We start from the raw sequence: 420 nt of genomic DNA, 5'->3' as shown, positions 1-420 counted from the left end.
CGTCACCGGCGTCGAGGTGGGCGGCGAGCCGGGCCGGTGTCGGCTCGGTGAACAGGTCGCGGATCGACACCTCGGCCCCGAGCGCGGTGCGCAGCCGGGCGACGATCCGGGTGGCGAGCAGCGAGTGCCCGCCGAGGTCGAAGAAGTCGTCGTCCACGCCGACCTCGTCGAGGCCGAGGACCTCGGCGAACACCGTGCAGAGGGCCTGCTCGGTCGCGGTCTCCGGGGCCCGCGACGGCGCCGCGGCGGCGCGGGCGTCGGGGACGGGCAGCGCGCGGGTGTCGAGCTTGCCGTTGGCGGTCAGCGGCAGCTCGTCGAGCAGCACGAACGCCGACGGCACGAGGTGGTCGGGCAGGGCTGCCCGCAGGTCCTCGCGCAGCACCGGGACCAGCTCGGCGGCGAACCGGGCCGCGGCCGGGT

General features: G+C 76.9%; 1 protein-coding gene. It reads right to left on the bottom strand.

Annotated elements, in window-relative coordinates; genetic code table 11:
* The coding region (locus GTW08_RS30830; RefSeq protein WP_161152904.1) for a phosphopantetheine-binding protein at positions 1 to 420 on the bottom strand (420 nt) is incomplete at both ends.

This window comes from Pseudonocardia sp. SID8383, assembly GCF_009864975.1.
GTDB lineage: Bacteria > Actinomycetota > Actinomycetes > Mycobacteriales > Pseudonocardiaceae > Pseudonocardia > Pseudonocardia alni.
This window is presented reverse-complemented; position numbering and strand designations above follow the sequence as displayed.